The organism is Pseudoalteromonas translucida KMM 520, assembly GCF_001465295.1.
Lineage (GTDB): Bacteria > Pseudomonadota > Gammaproteobacteria > Enterobacterales > Alteromonadaceae > Pseudoalteromonas > Pseudoalteromonas translucida.
Map to the genome: position 1 here is coordinate 2,872,490 of NZ_CP011034.1, position 15,039 is coordinate 2,887,528.

Genomic DNA, 15,039 nt, shown 5'->3' on the forward strand with positions numbered 1-15,039 from the left:
AACTGCATTTGCTAGGGCTAAACCTGCTCACATTATTTGCCAGCCAATTGTAGCAAAAAAATTCACCAATTAACTGATGGATTTAAACTAATTACGATAATTATTTAACTTTTTTAGTATTCACTGAGTGTTTTTTTACTTTTGCTCATTAAACACGCGGAGTTTATCAATTACCTATCGTAAAAGTTACCATTTATTATGTCGCGAAAAACAAAAAACCCAGCATAAGCTGGGTTTTTGAATTCTTGATAACGTAAATATTAACGTTTTGAGAACTGTGGACGCTTACGCGCTTTCTTAAGACCCACTTTCTTACGTTCAACTTTACGTGCATCACGAGTTACGAAACCTGCTTTACGAAGTTGTGGACGTAGTGACTCGTCAAACTCCATAAGTGCACGAGTAATACCGTGACGGATTGCACCAGCTTGACCAGTTGTACCACCACCAGAAACGGTGATGTGAAGATCAAACTTTTCAGTCATATCAACAAGCTCTAGAGCTTGATGAACAACCATACGTGCTGTTTCGCGACCAAAGTACTCTTCTAAAGAGCGCTTGTTGATTACGATGTTACCAGTACCTGGGCGTAAGAACACGCGAGCACTAGAACTTTTACGACGACCTGTACCGTAGTATTGATTTGCCATGATGGTGCTCCTTAAATGTCTAGAACCTGAGGCTGTTGTGCAGCATGGTTATGCTCAGTACCTGTGTAAACTTTAAGTTTACGGTACATAGCGCGGCCTAAAGGACCACGTGGCAACATGCCTTTAACAGCTTTTTCGATGATCATTTCAGGCTTTGCAGCTTGAAGTTTATCAAAAGTAGTAGACTTAAGACCACCTGGAAAACCAGAGTGTGAATAGTACACTTTGTTTTTGAATTTGTTACCAGTTACAGTAACTTTTTCAGCGTTGATAACGATGATATAATCACCAGTATCTACGTGCGGTGTATATTCAACTTTATGCTTACCGCGTAGGCGGAGAGCGATTTCAGTAGCGATGCGACCTAAAGTTTTACCTTCAGCGTCAACTACGTACCAGTCACGTTTTACTGTTTCTGGTTTAGCAACAAACGTTTTCATTTATAAAAATCCAATGTTTTTCAATTAAAACCACAAGTAGTTAATATTAACTACTGCTCTAAGTTTGCTATAACCCCTTCGAGTTTTAGACTTTTGCGCCGCTCACAAGTGGCTAGACTATATGAAGGCATAGAACGCAACGTGGCAGGAGCGGGAGTATATCAGCACTTTTATTGCATTACTACCGGCGGGGTGTTTTTTCCACAAATTTTTTAACTGCTAGGCACTTTATATTAAAAAGACCTTCGCTGTGTATCGGGCTCTAGCATTGAGCCCCTTTCCCAACAAAAGTAAATTAACCCTAATGCGCTAACTTTTACGCTAAATGCTCTTTCGCTAAATACTCTAGCGACTGCATTTCTTGTAAGCGACTTATGCAGCGTTTAAACTCAAAGCTTAAATTACCTTGAGTATAGAGCTCAGTAATGGGTTTTTCTGCCGAAATTATTAAAGTCACGTGGCGTTCGTAAAATTCATCTACTAATGCAATAAAGCGTCTTGCTGCGTCGTCGTTCACTTGCCCAAATTGCTTTACGTTAGACAAAATAACCGTGTTATATAAGCGGCTAATTTCCATGTAATCTACCTGGCTACGCGCGGTTTCACATAACTCGCTAAACTCAAACATAACAATACAATCAGATACTTTACGGGTTTTAATCATGCGCCCTTCAATTTCAATGGCGGTATTAGATTTACCCTGTTCGTGTGATAACTTATCAAAGTATTCAAATAAGTTTTTATCGGCCTGCTCATCGAGTGGACTGTGAAATATCTCTGCCTGCTCTAAGGTTCTTAATCTGTAATCTATGCCCGAATCGACGTTTACTATTTCTGTATTAGCATTAACAAGCGCAATAGCGGGCAAAAAGCGCGCGCGCTGTAAGCCATTTCGATACAACTCATCGGGAATAATATTCGACGTAGCAACTAACACTATGCCACGAGCAAACAGTGCTTCCATTAAGCCACCGAGTAACATAGCATCGGTAATGTCTTGAACGTAAAATTCATCAAAACAAATTATATCGGTTTCGGCTTTAAAAATATCAGCTACTATTTCTAGTGGGTTTGCTTTTTTATTTAATTTTTTAAGCTCGTCATGTACTCGGTGCATAAAGCGGTGAAAATGCACGCGCATTTTTCGCTGCCCCGGTAGTGCTTCATAAAAGGTATCAACTAAATACGTTTTACCACGCCCTACCCCGCCCCAAAAATACAAACCTTTTATAGGTGCAGGCTCTGTTTTATTAAATAGTTTTGCAAAAAAACCGGTAGGTTGCGGTTTTGCTTGAGTTAAATCATCATATAAGCGCTGTAAATGACGTACAGCATTTTCTTGTGCTGCGTCGTATACAAAGTCATCACGCTTGAGGTCTTGCTGGTATGTTTGCCAAGGAGTCATATCTATTTACAGTTAAAACGCAGTTTAATTTACAAAGCATATTAACACGCATCATTAGTCAGGGTATATTAGACTTAGTTTGATTTAAGATATTCGTTAGTTATTTTCCCAAAGAGGTGATATTTATGGGTACATTTACATGGGTCGGTTTAGTCATTATTGTTGCTATAGCCGCATTTTTCATCGGTGCATTTGTCACTAAAAAACAGTTCAAGCATGATGAATTAGAAGAGCAGGTTGAACAAGCAAAAAATACGCTAGAGCAATATCGACAAGATGTAGCTGATCACTTAGCGAATACTGGTAAGTTAGTAACTAAAATGAAAGACAATTACGATCAGTTACTTAGTCATGTTGAAGAAACTAATCAGTTGTTACTAGAGGACAGAAATAAAGCACCTGCTGAACCTTTTTTCTCTAAAGAGATGACTCAGCAGTTACAAGCATCACTTAAAGAGCGCCGCTCAGATCGCTCTAACGCCGATGCACAGCCGGCTGATTACGTATCGGGTGAGTCTGGTTTGTTTGCTGGTGAAGCAAAATCTTCAACAGTATCTTGATGAACTTTTTTTCAACCCCATAGTCTTTAGATATAACAGCTTTGTTGTTTTATCTTACTGATAAATTGAAAAGGGCTGCATATGCAGCCTTTTTTAATTTTCGCTTATCCTAAGTGGAGTAAACCCTGACTATGAAAATGAAATTATCACTTATCAGCGCAGCTATTCTATCTACTAGCCTATTATTGAGCCCGGTTACGTCTTACGCAAAAATGCCGATTGCAGTAAATGGCCAACAATTACCAACACTTGCGCCTATGTTAGAGCAAATAACCCCTGGTGTTGTCAGTATCCAGGTGTCGGGCTCAAAAGAAGTACGTCGCCGCGCCGATCCGCTGGAGTTCTTTTTTGGTAACCCACAACCTCGCAGTCAAAAACGTCAATTTAGCGGGTTAGGCTCAGGGGTTATTATTGATGCTAAAAAAGGTTATGTCGTCACTAACAACCATGTGATCCAAGACGCCGAAAAAATGATAGTCACCCTTGAAGACGGCCGAGAGTTTGAGGCAACCAAAATTGGCACTGATAAAGAGTCTGATATCGCCTTATTACAAATAGAGGCAGATGATTTAACCGCAGTAAAGCTAGCTAACTCTGATAATTTACGGGTGGGCGACTTTGCTGTTGCCATTGGTAACCCATTTGGTTTAAGCCATACGGTTACATCTGGCATAGTAAGCGCACTTGGTCGCAGTGGCTTAAATATTGAAGGTTACGAAGATTTCATTCAAACCGATGCCGCTATTAACCAAGGTAACTCTGGTGGTGCATTAGTTAATTTAAATGGCGAGCTAATTGGAATTAACACCGCAATTTTAGGTGCATCTGGCGGTAACGTGGGCATTGGCTTTGCTATTCCTTCCAATATGATGAAAAACTTAGTTGATCAAATTATTGAACACGGTGAAGTTCGCCGTGGCTCGCTAGGAATATCCGGTCGCCCTCTCGATGCTGGGCTTGCCAAAGCACAGCAGCTTGACGTAAAACAAGGCGCGTATGTTATGCAAGTAATGGATAACACTGCAGCCAGTAAAGCGGGTATACAAGCAGGCGATGTTATTATTAGCATTAATGGTAGTGATATTAGCGGCTTTCATGAATTACGCAGTAAAATAGCAACCTTAGGCGAAGGCCGAGACGTTAAATTAGGCATTTACCGCGACGGTAAAATAAAAACAGTTAAAGTAACCCTAGATGGCGCATCTGGCATTACCGCAACAGGCGAAGAGTTACACCCTGCTTTTCAAGGTGCCACATTAGAAAACGTTAAGAAAAATAACGTTAAAGGTATTGAAGTTAGTACGGTAGATCCGCGTTCTCCTTCAGCGCGTGTTGGCCTTGAAGAAGGTGATATTATTGTGCAAGTAAATCGCCAGCGCGTAGAAAGCATAAATGATATGAACCAAATCATTGAAAACATCAAAGGCAACATTGTATTAGGGGTAAAACGCGGTCGTGAGTCTATATTTGTACTCATTCAATAATTTATAACCGTTAAAATGTAATAAAAGTAACAGCGGCACTTGCCGCTGTTATTTTTTTTGGCCATCATAAAGAGATTGCTCACTAACAATAAGAATCTTGTGCTAAAAATCTTAAAATTTATACTCCCGCCTCTATTTGCAGGCCTAGGCATTGCTTTTTTAGTGGTTTTTTTTAGCCCTAATATGCGCACTGCATTGCTACCTAATGTGCCACTGCCCAGTGCTATGAGTAGCAACCATTTAAGCTTTTCAGATGCGGTTAAGCGTGCGGCTCCTTCGGTTGTCACCGTTTTTTCAGAAAGTATTTCTAAAGAACCACGCTATAAACGACAAAACACCGTACAAGAACTAGGTTCGGGCGTGATCATGTCGCAAGATGGCTATATTCTTACCAATTATCATGTGATTAATAATGCCGATCAAATACTGGTTATATTAACCGATGGCCGACGCTTTTTTGATGTACAGCTTATTGGTTTTGATACTATTACTGACCTTGCACTCTTAAAAATTAATGCCGATCACTTACCTGTTATTCCTGTTAACGATAACTACTCATCAAGTGTTGGCGACATTGTGCTGGCCATTGGTAACCCTTTAAATTTAGGGCAAACCATTACCCAAGGCATTATTAGCGCCACCGGCAAACAAAAAATTACCGACAGCCCTTATAATAATTTATTGCAAATGGACGCAGCTATTAATGTAGGCAATTCGGGCGGTGCATTAGTTAATTCCAATGGTGATTTAGTCGGGATTACTTCTGCGCAATTTAAAACTCGCGAAAACTTAAACATACAGGGGATATTTTTTGCGGTTCCTTACTCTTTAGTTAAAGAGGTTATGGCTAAACTAATTCGCCATGGCCGAGTGGTTCGTGGCTACTTAGGCTTTGAGGGGACAGCTGTAGATAGCACAGGCAAAGAAGTAAACGACAGCCTGACGCCTGTAGCCGGTATGCGTATTACTAACTTAGATCCACTAGGCCCAGCTTGGCAGGCAGGTATTGAAGAGCAAGATATTGTTATTGAAATTGCAGGACTTTCGGTAGCAAACCCACAAAAAGTGTTAGAAAAAATAGGCAATACCGAACCCGGTAAAGAAATAGAGTTTGAGCTGTACCGCAATGGTAAAATAGAAAAAATAATGGTGACGGTTGCAGAGCTTGAAACTAAGCTTTAATAAAAAAGGCCGGATAGCAATTAGCTTATCCGGCCTTTTAAAAATATCTTAACTAAATAGTTACTTAACTACTTCTACGTTTAATATTAGCACCTAGCGCGCTGAGCTTATCTTCAATGCGCTCGTAACCTCTATCAACATGATAAATACGATCAACTATCGTTTCACCTTGTGCCACTATACCGGTTAAAATTAAACTGGCTGATGCACGCAGGTCGGTTGCCATAACTTGGGCACCGCTAAGAGTTTTTGTATCACCACAAATAGCTGTATTGCCTTCTAAGCGAATATTTGCGCCCATACGTTGTAGCTCAGGCACATGCATAAAGCGGTTTTCAAAAATAGTTTCGGTAATGGTGGCACTACCATTAGCAACTACATTTAATGCAGTAAACTGCGCCTGCATGTCGGTAGGAAAACCAGGGTGAGGAGCTGTTTTAATATTAACGGCTTTTAATTCTCTGCCGCGCATATCTAAATAAATACTGTTGTCATGTATTTCTAACAATGCATTGGTTGCACGTAGCTTTTCAATTACCGGCTCAAGTGAATGAAAGTCGGTCATTTTACACAGCACTTCGCCACCAGCCATAGCTGCAGCCACTAAAAAAGTACCTGTTTCAATACGATCCGGTAAAATACGGTGCTCACAACCCGCTAAACGCTCAACGCCTTCAATTTCAATACGGTTTGTACCCGCACCCGTAATTTTAGCGCCCATAGCAATTAAGCAATTAGCCAAGTCTGTTATTTCTGGCTCACAAGCTGCATTTTCAAGCACAGTTTTGCCATCGGCTAAGGTCGCGGCCATCAATAGGTTTTCAGTAGCCCCAACGCTAACCATCTCCATAAAGATTTCAGCGCCTTTTAAGCGACCATTTACTTTGGCATTAATATAGCCGTTTTCTACGTTGATTTGTGCGCCCATGCGCTCTAAACCTTGAATATGAATATCCACAGGTCGAGCCCCAATAGCGCAGCCACCAGGGAGTGACACTTGTGCTTCACCAAAACGCGCCACTAAAGGCCCAAGTGTCAGTACCGATGCACGCATTTGCTTAACTAGATCATACGGAGCGAGTGTTTTATCCACTGTTGCGCCGTCAATCACAAGCGTGTCGCCTTGCCAATTAACACTCGCACCTAAGGTTTTTAATAACGCTTCGGTGGTAACTATATCACGCAAGCGCGGTACATTCGTAAACGTACTTTTGCCATCGGCTAATAGTGCGGCAAATAAAATAGGGAGTGCCGCATTTTTAGCGCCAGAGATAGTAACTTCACCCGCAAGCGAAGTGCCACCTTGAATTACAAATTGATCCATGTAGGGGCCTTTTTTATTGCGGTAAAATAAATTTTTGCTCGCGTTTCCACTCTACAGGAGTAAAAGCGCGAATTGATACTGCGTGAATGGTGCCATCTGAAATAGTATTCATTAATGGTCCATAAACTAGCTGTTGCTTTTTCACTCGGCTTAAACCGTCAAAGCATTCGCCAACAGCTATTACTTCATAATGGCTACCATTGGCTTTAACATGTACTTCTGCTAATTGAAGTTCATCGCGTAATAATATTTCGACTTGGCTAGTTTCCATAACTCTCACTCAAATAGGGTTGTAACTTGACCCAATTGCATTAAATTTTGCAATTGTTCAGGTGGATTTTGCAACTCAAGGCGAATGCCTTGTTGCTTGTACTGCGCAAAAGTGTGAATTAACCAAGCTAAGCCTGCTGTGTCAACCCTAGATACGTCACTAAGATCAAAGTAGCAGATTTTATGCTTGGTTATTGCCTGACTGCCCAGGTGCTTTTCATCGCCAATTGAACTTCGAGTAAGCTCACCACTAACTCGAAAATGTTGCTCATCAACTTGGCTTATCACCAACTTAGTCATTGGTGTCGCTGCCTCGAAACTGTACTGGCAGTTGGCTCTTTTGCTCTAAAAGATTACTTACGTGGTCAATACCTTGTTGACGTAATATGCCTTGTAGCTCGCTTTGCTTTGCATCTAGTAAGCTAATACCTTCTGCAATCATATCGTAAGCGCGCCATTCACCACTTCTGTCTTCACGTACTTTAAAGTCAATTTTAATATCGGGTTTACCTGCTTCAATTATCTTGGTTTTTACTACCACCACATCTTTACCTTTAAAAGGTTGTGGTGCGCCAAACTCGACTTGTTGGTTGGTGTATTGGGTAAAAACACCTGCGTACGTTGCTACTAGGTACTCTCTAAATACCACAATAAAGCGCTGAATATCTTTAATTGCGCGCGCTTTTTCAGCTTCATCGGTTATTGCACGCACTTTTGATACTTCGCTGCCTAATACTCGCAGTGCCGCATATTTGTAGTCAATGTAGGGCATTAATTCTTCTTCAACAATGACACGTAAGTGCTCATTATTTTTAATAATTAATGGCTGATCTTTTGTGATCCGCTCAAAGGTATTATCTGCCACTTGGCGTACCATTTTATTAGGATCAATTAGCTTAACATCAGCAGCTTTAACTCCCGATGCAAACGTTAGCGTACTAAGCGCTGCAATAACTAAAAACTTTTTCAACATAATAATTACTCACTACCTTGGTTGAATAAAAACTGCCCAATTAATTCTTCTAGCACTAAGGCAGACTTAGTATCGGTAATAGACCCACCGTTACCTAGCGCTTTACTTTCTACGCCAAATAAATCATCAATTGCTTGATCTTGTTCGTTATGTACCACTGTTAAGCCTAAACAACGCTGCTCTGCTGATTCTGGTGCAATAACAGGGTTAATTCCTAAGTACTGCTCACCTAAAATACCTGAGGTTAAAATTGAGATTGAGCTAGTATCTGAAAAACGACATAAATACTGTGCATCAATGGTCATATTAACAACCGGTAAAAACTCTTGTGGATGAACATAAATAGATTCTACCCGGCCAATAACCACACCGCCCACTTTAATGGGTGCACGGGGTTTTAATGATCCTATGTTTTCAAATTTAGCATTAAGTGTATATGTGTCACCTGAGCCACTAATACCAGTGTTGGCCACTTTAAGCGCAAGCATAGCAAATGCTAAAATGCCTAGTGCGACAAAAAAACCAACTAAAATCTCTAATTTCCGTGAATTCATTATCTATACCCTACTAGTTGGTAAACATTACCGCTGTCAAAAGAAAGTCAAACCCTAACACTGCTAAAGATGAGTGCACCACGGTTTCTGTGGTTGCTTTACTGATCCCCTCAGAAGTTGGCACACAATCATATCCTTTATAAAGGGCGATCCAGGTCACTACAATAGCAAATACAACGCTTTTAATTATGCCGTTGAGTATGTCTTGTTGAAACGAAACTTGTGATTGCATAATTGACCAAAAACTTCCGGTATCAACGCCTAGCCAATCAACGCCAACTAAATGAGCGCCAATAATAGCCACTGCCGAAAATATTAATGCTAACAACGGCATACTTATTAAACCAGCCCAAAAACGCGGTGCAATTATACGTTTCAATGGATCAATGGCCATCATTTCGAGTGATGATAATTGCTCGGTTGCTTTCATTAAGCCAATTTCAGCGGTGAGCGCACTGCCCGCCCGCCCAGCAAATAGCAATGCAGTAACCACAGGGCCAAGCTCTCTAAGTAAACTCAGTGCAACTAAAGGACCTAAGCTATCTTCAGCACCATAACCAACCAGCACTGTATAGCCTTGCAGCGCTAATACCATGCCAATAAACAACCCCGACACCACAATAATGAGCAACGATTGTGAGCCCACCATATAAAGCTGGCGAATGAGTAAGGGGGTGCCTTTTTTAAAATTAGGTATGTGTACAAGTGCACCAAATAACATATGTGCTGAGCGCCCTAGCGCTGCAAAACGACCTAGTGTTTTATGCCCTATTTTTTGCAGAAAATTCAACATCATTTATTCTCTCCAAGCAACTCATCTGCATATGTTTGTGCCGGGAAATGAAATGGCACAGGACCATCCGATAAGCCTTTTAAAAACTGCTGTACCAAAGGCGATTCATGTTGACGCATTTGTTCTGGCGTTCCACTGCCAATAACACCTTGATCGGCAATTATTATAACGTGATCGGCAATGCTCATGACTTCTTTCACATCATGGGTCACAATTAAAGACGATAAACCAAGCACTTCATTGAGTGACTTTATAAGCTTTACCAATACTCCCATAGAAATAGGGTCTTGGCCTGCAAATGGCTCATCATACATAATTAATTCAGGGTCAAGTGCTATAGAGCGGGCTAAAGCTGCACGGCGAGCCATACCACCTGACAACTCCGACGGCATTAAATCTTTGGCGCCTCGTAAACCCACAGCTTGTAACTTCATTAATACTACTAAGCGAATAAGATCTTCACTTAGCTTAGTGTGCTCTCGAATCGGAAAAGCAATATTATCGAATACCGACATGTCAGTAAATAATGCACCACTTTGAAAAAGCATACTCATTTTGGTACGCGCTTCATATAGTGCTTTACGTGACATTTTTGGAATACTATTGCCTTCAAATAAAATATCACCCGAGTCAGGCTTTAGCTGACCGCCAATTAAACGTAGCATGGTAGTTTTACCAATGCCGCTTGGCCCCATAATGGCAGTGATTTTACCTTTAGGAACACTAAAACTCATATTTTTATATATGATTCTATCGCCCCTTGAAAAGCAAACATCCTTGACTTCTACTATTGATTGCGACAAGTCGCTCTCCATAACAATATTCACTCGTATTCCTATTTTAAGGCTTTTTCGACCAAGATGGAAAAAACAATTCGTAAGATTTTGTAATGTAATTGCCAAAACAGTTATAAGGCTCGCTCAAACCACCTTAACCTTGGCTTAAACCTTTGCATAGCATACCCTAAATATTTATAAAATAAGTGATTAACCGTCCTCTTCGCCACTGTTTTATTTATACTTTCAGATTGGCTTTTGTTACTATTCGCGCAATATGTATTTTCAATTACTGGTTCAATACAATGGTTACCTCATTTGTTATTTTAATTTTTGGTCTTGCTGGCCTAGTTTGGAGCGCAGACAAGTTCGTTTATGGCGCCGCAGCACTGGCGAAAAACTTTGGCGTGCCTACTTTAATTGTCGGGTTAACCGTTGTTGCAATGGGTTCATCTGCACCTGAAATGATGGTTTCGGCTTCTGCCGCTTTAGCAGGCAAAACCGATACGGCCATAGGCAATGCCGTTGGCTCAAACATAACCAATATTTTATTAGTACTGGGTATTACCGCTTTATTGCGCCCGCTGTCTGTTTCATCAAGTACCTTAAAACGTGAAATACCTCTGGTATTAATTATTTCGTTAGCTACTTGGTATATTTTTTCAGATAACTATTTTTCATACCCAGAAGCAATTGCCTTACTTATTGGTTTTGTTGTATTTATTTTTGGACTTATTATTATTTCCCTAAGAGCTAAAAATAATAATGATCCATTTGTAAACGAGGCCTGCGATGAAGTACCCGATAACGTTCCTACTAAAAAGGCAGTATTTTGGCTAATTGTGGGCTTGATATTACTTCCTGTTAGTTCTCATTTTTTAGTTGGCTCAGCTGTCGATATTGCAAAATTCTTTGGCTTAAGTGACTTGGTAATTGGCTTAACTATTATTGCTATTGGCACCAGTTTACCAGAACTGGCAGCGTCTGTTGCAGGTGTGCTTAAAAATGAAGATGATCTAGCACTGGGTAATATTGTGGGCTCAAATATTTTTAATATTTTAGCCGTGTTACCACTTGCCGGTATTATCAACCCATCGGTAATCGACCCTTCTATTGCTAATCGTGATGTACTGATTATGATTGCAGCAACCTTGGCACTTATTGTTATGTCATTGAACTTTAGAGGCGCACAGCGTATCAATAGAGTTGAGGGTGGTTTACTGCTAAGCGCATTTTTGATTTACCAAGGTTACATTTTTAGTCAAATAGGGTAAGAGTTGTCTATGACCAAGCTAAGTTTTATCGAGCAAGGACTACGCGTTCTTGATATCGAGCGCCAAGCACTTTTTGATATAAAACAATATGTAGATGATAATTTTCATCAGGCATGTCAGCTTATGTATGACTGCAGCGGCCGTATTATAATTATTGGTATGGGTAAGTCGGGGCATATTGGCCATAAAATTGCGGCAACTTTAGCAAGTACTGGCAGCCCTGCTTTTTTTGTGCACCCTGGCGAAGCCAGTCACGGTGATTTAGGCATGATCACTAAAAACGATGTCGTTATGCTTATTTCTAACTCTGGCGAAACCAGTGAAGTACTTAATATTATTCCCGTGTTAAAACGCCTTGGTGCAAAAATTATTTCCATGACAGGAAATACGCAATCAACTATGGCAACACTTGCTAACGTGCATGTATGCATTAAAGTAGAAAAAGAAGCCTGCTCATTAGGCTTAGCACCAACAGCAAGTACCACTGCCACACTCGCAATGGGCGATGCAATGGCGGTAGCACTGTTAGAAGCGCGCGGATTTACTGCCGATGACTTTGCACTATCGCACCCCGGTGGCAGTTTAGGGAAGCGATTACTGCTCACCTTAAAAGATGTTATGCACAGCGGTGTAAATACGCCTATTATAACTACTTCGCAAACCATTAAAGATGCGCTGATTGAAATGACAGCTAAAGGCTTAGGTATGACCGCCATAGTTGACGATAATCAGCAACTCGCCGGGTTATTTACCGATGGTGATTTACGTCGTATTTTAGAGCAACGCGTTGATATTCATACCACGCTAATAGATGCAGTGATGACTAAATCGTGTACCACGGCAACCCAAGATATGCTTGCTGCGCAAGCGCTTAATATTATGGAACATAAACGTATTAATGGCTTAATTATTATTAATGAGCATAATCAGCCTATTGGGGCACTCAATATGCAAGACCTACTTAAAGCAGGAGTATTATAAATGCAATTTGAAGAACTCTATCAAGCGCTAAGTGATGACGCTAAAGCGCGCGCAAAAAAAGTAAAGCTACTTATATGCGATATTGATGGCGTATTTTCTGATGGCCGAATTTACCTTGGCAACCAAGGTGAAGAGCTAAAAGCATTTAATACAAAAGATGGCTTTGGTATTAAAGCACTTATTAACAGCGGCTTTGAAGTAGCGGTTATTACCGGCAGGCACTCGCAAATAGTACAACAACGCATGACCAGCTTAACCGTACAGCATATTTATCAAGGTCAAGAAAACAAGCTTATTGCCTACCAAGAACTTAAAAACAAACTTAATTTAAGCGATGAGCAAATTGCTTATATTGGTGATGACGGCCCAGATATGCCTGTTATGGAGTTAGTTGGCTTTGCAGTAGCAGTAAACGACGCGCATCCACTAATTAAACGCTTAGCACATTATACTACGCAAATGCCGGGTGGTTTTGGTGCAGTAAGAGAGCTAACCGACTTACTTATGCTTGAAAACAATAAACCATTAACCAGCCAAGGCACTAGTTCATGAATATAGCGCGCATAGTCTTAAGCGTTTTATTCATCAGCTGTATGGTTTGGCTTTGGTACCCTTATTTTACTCAGGTAAATACGGTTGTTAAAGCCGACTCCGAAGTAATAGCTAAACCCGATTACACCGCCATTGAGCTAAAACAAACAGCTTTTGACGAAAACGGTAAAATTAGCCATAAAGTAACTGCGGTTAAAATGGAGCTTTACGAGCAGCTAGGATTTACCTTATTCGAAAAGCCTACTTTTATATTGTACGACGACAGGCAAACTTGGCGTATAAATGCTGATGAAGCAACACTTTACGATGAAAGACAATTAATTTTAGAGGGTAATGTAACTGCCCAAAACTTAATTGATGGCGCAATGATAGACAAAATCACCGCCGACAATATTCAAGTAGATATAAAGCTACTCACTATGCGCAGCGAACAACCCGTTATTATAACTGGACCGAATTTAAAGATCACCGGTAAAGGCCTTGAAGCCAATTTAACAACCGAGGTGATAAAACTAATTAACCATACGCGAACACTATATTATGACCAATAACCTTGCAAAAATACTTATTATTCCATCGCTTATACTTGTATTTAATAGTAATGCGGCAGAGCAAAGTACTTCCCCACTAGCTAATCAAATTTCTATTAGTGCTGACCGACAAGAAGGTCAACTAAAAGAAAATGTTGGTATTTTTGAAAAAAACGTCGAGATTATCCACGGTAATCGTCGTATCACCGCCGATCGTTTAGAAGTACATAAGCGCGACGAGCTTGGCGATAATAAACAACTATTAATTGCCACGGGCAGCCCTGCATATTTTGAAGAAAAGCAAGCAGATGGCACTGTCATGAGCGCCAGCGCTAACGAAGTACGTTACGATGTAGCGAAACGTTTTTTAACCCTAGTAGGAGATGCAAACATTTCTCAAGCTGGGCAAAAAATCACGGCTAAAAGTATCACCTACGATATAGAACAACAGCTTATAAGTGCTGAAAAAGATGAAAACTCAACTGATCGGGTACACACTATTTTAGTGCCTATAGACGCAAAAAAAGAACAAAAACTCAATAAAGGTCAGCCATGAGTACATTAAAAGCAGAGCTATTAGCAAAAAGCTATAAAGGCCGTGAAGTTGTTAAAAATGTAGGCCTTGAAGTAAAAGCAGGGAGCATTGTTGGCTTACTTGGGCCCAATGGCGCAGGTAAAACCACGACCTTTTATATGATTGTAGGCTTAGTTCCTAGCGACAAAGGTAAAATATCAATTGATGATAACGATATTACCCTACTTCCTATGCACAGCCGTGCTCGTTTAGGTATTGGTTATTTACCACAAGAATCTTCTATTTTTAGAAAGCTCACTGTGTATCAAAATTTAATGGCTATTTTAGAAACGCGTAAGCAACTAAACAAACAAGCCAGAGAAGAAACCCTAAATAGCTTGCTGGACGAATTTAGCCTGCAACATATTCGCGACAGCTTAGGCATGGCGCTATCTGGTGGTGAACGTCGCCGCGTAGAAATAGCACGTGCTTTAGCTGCAGATCCTAAATTTATATTACTTGATGAGCCCTTTGCTGGCGTGGATCCTATTTCAGTACTCGATATTAAAAAAATTATAGAACATCTTAAAAACCGTGGTATTGGCGTGCTAATTACCGACCACAATGTAAGGGAAACCCTTGATGTTTGTGAAAAAGCCTACATTGTTTCTCATGGGGAGCTAATTGCATCTGGTACTCCTGAATTTGTATTAAATGATAAAACAGTACGTGATGTTTATTTAGGCGAGCAGTTCAAACTGTAATATTTATGTTATT

The 15,039-nt window shown here is 40.4% G+C and carries 19 protein-coding genes; 9 read left to right on the forward strand and 10 right to left on the reverse strand.

Annotated features, from left to right (window positions below; translation table 11 throughout):
- Positions 1–260: 260 nt before the first annotated feature.
- The 3 genes from rpsI to zapE form a co-directional block, all read right to left on the reverse strand.
- Entirely contained in the window at positions 261–653 is a 393-nt protein-coding gene (gene rpsI, locus PTRA_RS13275; protein WP_086995409.1) for a 30S ribosomal protein S9, read from the reverse strand.
- 8 nt (positions 654–661) lie between these two features.
- Positions 662–1,090, reverse strand: coding sequence for a 50S ribosomal protein L13 (gene rplM, locus PTRA_RS13280; RefSeq protein WP_011329180.1), 429 nt, complete (start codon positions 1,088–1,090; stop codon positions 662–664).
- Between the two features lie 316 nt (positions 1,091–1,406).
- On the reverse strand, positions 1,407–2,495 hold the full coding sequence (gene zapE, locus PTRA_RS13285) for a cell division protein ZapE (RefSeq protein ID WP_058374136.1): 1,089 nt from the start codon (positions 2,493–2,495) through the stop codon (positions 1,407–1,409).
- Positions 2,496–2,620: 125 nt separating this feature from the next.
- Here zapE and PTRA_RS13290 point away from each other — a divergent pair, with 125 nt between their 5' ends.
- From PTRA_RS13290 to PTRA_RS13300, 3 genes are all read left to right on the forward strand, one after another.
- The gene (locus PTRA_RS13290) at positions 2,621–3,055 is read left to right on the forward strand and encodes a Z-ring associated ZapG family protein (protein ID WP_058374137.1); all 435 of its coding nucleotides are present in this window, start codon (positions 2,621–2,623) and stop codon (positions 3,053–3,055) included.
- Between the two features lie 131 nt (positions 3,056–3,186).
- On the forward strand, positions 3,187–4,539 hold the full coding sequence (locus PTRA_RS13295; RefSeq protein ID WP_058374138.1) for a Do family serine endopeptidase: 1,353 nt from the start codon (positions 3,187–3,189) through the stop codon (positions 4,537–4,539).
- 99 nt (positions 4,540–4,638) lie between these two features.
- Entirely contained in the window at positions 4,639–5,721 is a 1,083-nt protein-coding gene (locus PTRA_RS13300; RefSeq protein WP_058374139.1) for a trypsin-like peptidase domain-containing protein, read from the forward strand.
- 64 nt (positions 5,722–5,785) lie between these two features.
- On the opposite strand, the gene murA is transcribed toward PTRA_RS13300, so the two are convergent.
- Genes murA through PTRA_RS13335 form a run of 7 tightly spaced genes read right to left on the reverse strand, consistent with a single transcriptional unit; the run spans position 5,786 to position 10,450 of the window.
- Positions 5,786–7,045, reverse strand: a complete 1,260-nt coding sequence (murA, locus tag PTRA_RS13305; protein WP_058374140.1) for a UDP-N-acetylglucosamine 1-carboxyvinyltransferase — start codon at positions 7,043–7,045, stop codon at positions 5,786–5,788.
- 13 nt (positions 7,046–7,058) lie between these two features.
- Complete coding sequence (locus tag PTRA_RS13310) at positions 7,059–7,316, reverse strand: BolA family protein (RefSeq protein ID WP_011329187.1); 258 nt, start codon at positions 7,314–7,316, stop codon at positions 7,059–7,061.
- A gap of 5 nt (positions 7,317–7,321) precedes the next feature.
- Positions 7,322–7,615, reverse strand: a complete 294-nt coding sequence (locus tag PTRA_RS13315; RefSeq protein ID WP_058374141.1) for an STAS domain-containing protein — start codon at positions 7,613–7,615, stop codon at positions 7,322–7,324.
- Positions 7,608–8,288: an MlaC/ttg2D family ABC transporter substrate-binding protein gene (locus PTRA_RS13320; RefSeq protein ID WP_058374142.1), complete on the reverse strand. Its 681-nt coding sequence runs from the start codon at positions 8,286–8,288 to the stop codon at positions 7,608–7,610. Before PTRA_RS13320 ends, PTRA_RS13315 begins: the two co-directional genes overlap by 8 nt.
- 5 nt (positions 8,289–8,293) lie before the next feature.
- A complete protein-coding gene (gene mlaD / locus PTRA_RS13325) occupies positions 8,294–8,842 on the reverse strand; it encodes an outer membrane lipid asymmetry maintenance protein MlaD (RefSeq protein WP_058374143.1) in 549 nt (182 codons plus the stop codon).
- Positions 8,843–8,855: 13 nt separating this feature from the next.
- Entirely contained in the window at positions 8,856–9,635 is a 780-nt protein-coding gene (gene mlaE / locus PTRA_RS13330; protein WP_058374144.1) for a lipid asymmetry maintenance ABC transporter permease subunit MlaE, read from the reverse strand.
- A complete protein-coding gene (locus PTRA_RS13335) occupies positions 9,635–10,450 on the reverse strand; it encodes an ATP-binding cassette domain-containing protein (protein ID WP_083497546.1) in 816 nt (271 codons plus the stop codon). Before PTRA_RS13335 ends, mlaE begins: the two co-directional genes overlap by 1 nt.
- 266 nt (positions 10,451–10,716) lie before the next feature.
- On the opposite strand from PTRA_RS13335, the gene PTRA_RS13340 reads away from it, so the two are divergent.
- Genes PTRA_RS13340 through lptB form a run of 6 tightly spaced genes read left to right on the forward strand, consistent with a single transcriptional unit; the run spans position 10,717 to position 15,026 of the window.
- Positions 10,717–11,685, forward strand: coding sequence for a calcium/sodium antiporter (locus tag PTRA_RS13340; protein ID WP_058374146.1), 969 nt, complete (start codon positions 10,717–10,719; stop codon positions 11,683–11,685).
- Between the two features lie 9 nt (positions 11,686–11,694).
- On the forward strand, positions 11,695–12,666 hold the full coding sequence (locus tag PTRA_RS13345) for a KpsF/GutQ family sugar-phosphate isomerase (protein ID WP_058374147.1): 972 nt from the start codon (positions 11,695–11,697) through the stop codon (positions 12,664–12,666).
- On the forward strand, positions 12,667–13,218 hold the full coding sequence (kdsC, locus tag PTRA_RS13350) for a 3-deoxy-manno-octulosonate-8-phosphatase KdsC (RefSeq protein ID WP_011329195.1): 552 nt from the start codon (positions 12,667–12,669) through the stop codon (positions 13,216–13,218). It abuts the gene before it with no gap.
- Entirely contained in the window at positions 13,215–13,769 is a 555-nt protein-coding gene (gene lptC / locus PTRA_RS13355; RefSeq protein WP_058374148.1) for an LPS export ABC transporter periplasmic protein LptC, read from the forward strand. Before kdsC ends, lptC begins: the two co-directional genes overlap by 4 nt.
- Positions 13,759–14,304: a lipopolysaccharide transport periplasmic protein LptA gene (gene lptA / locus PTRA_RS13360; RefSeq protein WP_058374149.1), complete on the forward strand. Its 546-nt coding sequence runs from the start codon at positions 13,759–13,761 to the stop codon at positions 14,302–14,304. Before lptC ends, lptA begins: the two co-directional genes overlap by 11 nt.
- Positions 14,301–15,026, forward strand: a complete 726-nt coding sequence (gene lptB, locus PTRA_RS13365; RefSeq protein ID WP_058374150.1) for an LPS export ABC transporter ATP-binding protein — start codon at positions 14,301–14,303, stop codon at positions 15,024–15,026. The genes lptA and lptB overlap by 4 nt, the downstream gene beginning before the upstream one ends.
- Positions 15,027–15,039 lie beyond the last annotated feature (13 nt).

Coding starts and splice junctions, on each gene's coding strand:
- rplM (WP_011329180.1), bottom strand. CDS start 1,090: ATGAAAACGTTTGTTGCTAAACCAGAAACAGTAAAACGTGACTGGTAC.
- zapE (WP_058374136.1), bottom strand. CDS start 2,495: ATGACTCCTTGGCAAACATACCAGCAAGACCTCAAGCGTGATGACTTT.
- PTRA_RS13290 (WP_058374137.1), top strand. CDS start 2,621: ATGGGTACATTTACATGGGTCGGTTTAGTCATTATTGTTGCTATAGCC.
- PTRA_RS13295 (WP_058374138.1), top strand. CDS start 3,187: ATGAAAATGAAATTATCACTTATCAGCGCAGCTATTCTATCTACTAGC.
- murA (WP_058374140.1), bottom strand. CDS start 7,045: ATGGATCAATTTGTAATTCAAGGTGGCACTTCGCTTGCGGGTGAAGTT.
- PTRA_RS13310 (WP_011329187.1), bottom strand. CDS start 7,316: ATGGAAACTAGCCAAGTCGAAATATTATTACGCGATGAACTTCAATTA.
- PTRA_RS13315 (WP_058374141.1), bottom strand. CDS start 7,615: ATGACTAAGTTGGTGATAAGCCAAGTTGATGAGCAACATTTTCGAGTT.
- PTRA_RS13320 (WP_058374142.1), bottom strand. CDS start 8,288: ATGTTGAAAAAGTTTTTAGTTATTGCAGCGCTTAGTACGCTAACGTTT.
- mlaD (WP_058374143.1), bottom strand. CDS start 8,842: ATGAATTCACGGAAATTAGAGATTTTAGTTGGTTTTTTTGTCGCACTA.
- mlaE (WP_058374144.1), bottom strand. CDS start 9,635: ATGTTGAATTTTCTGCAAAAAATAGGGCATAAAACACTAGGTCGTTTT.
- PTRA_RS13335 (WP_083497546.1), bottom strand. CDS start 10,450: ATGGAGAGCGACTTGTCGCAATCAATAGTAGAAGTCAAGGATGTTTGC.
- PTRA_RS13340 (WP_058374146.1), top strand. CDS start 10,717: ATGGTTACCTCATTTGTTATTTTAATTTTTGGTCTTGCTGGCCTAGTT.
- PTRA_RS13345 (WP_058374147.1), top strand. CDS start 11,695: ATGACCAAGCTAAGTTTTATCGAGCAAGGACTACGCGTTCTTGATATC.
- kdsC (WP_011329195.1), top strand. CDS start 12,667: ATGCAATTTGAAGAACTCTATCAAGCGCTAAGTGATGACGCTAAAGCG.
- lptC (WP_058374148.1), top strand. CDS start 13,215: ATGAATATAGCGCGCATAGTCTTAAGCGTTTTATTCATCAGCTGTATG.
- lptA (WP_058374149.1), top strand. CDS start 13,759: ATGACCAATAACCTTGCAAAAATACTTATTATTCCATCGCTTATACTT.
- lptB (WP_058374150.1), top strand. CDS start 14,301: ATGAGTACATTAAAAGCAGAGCTATTAGCAAAAAGCTATAAAGGCCGT.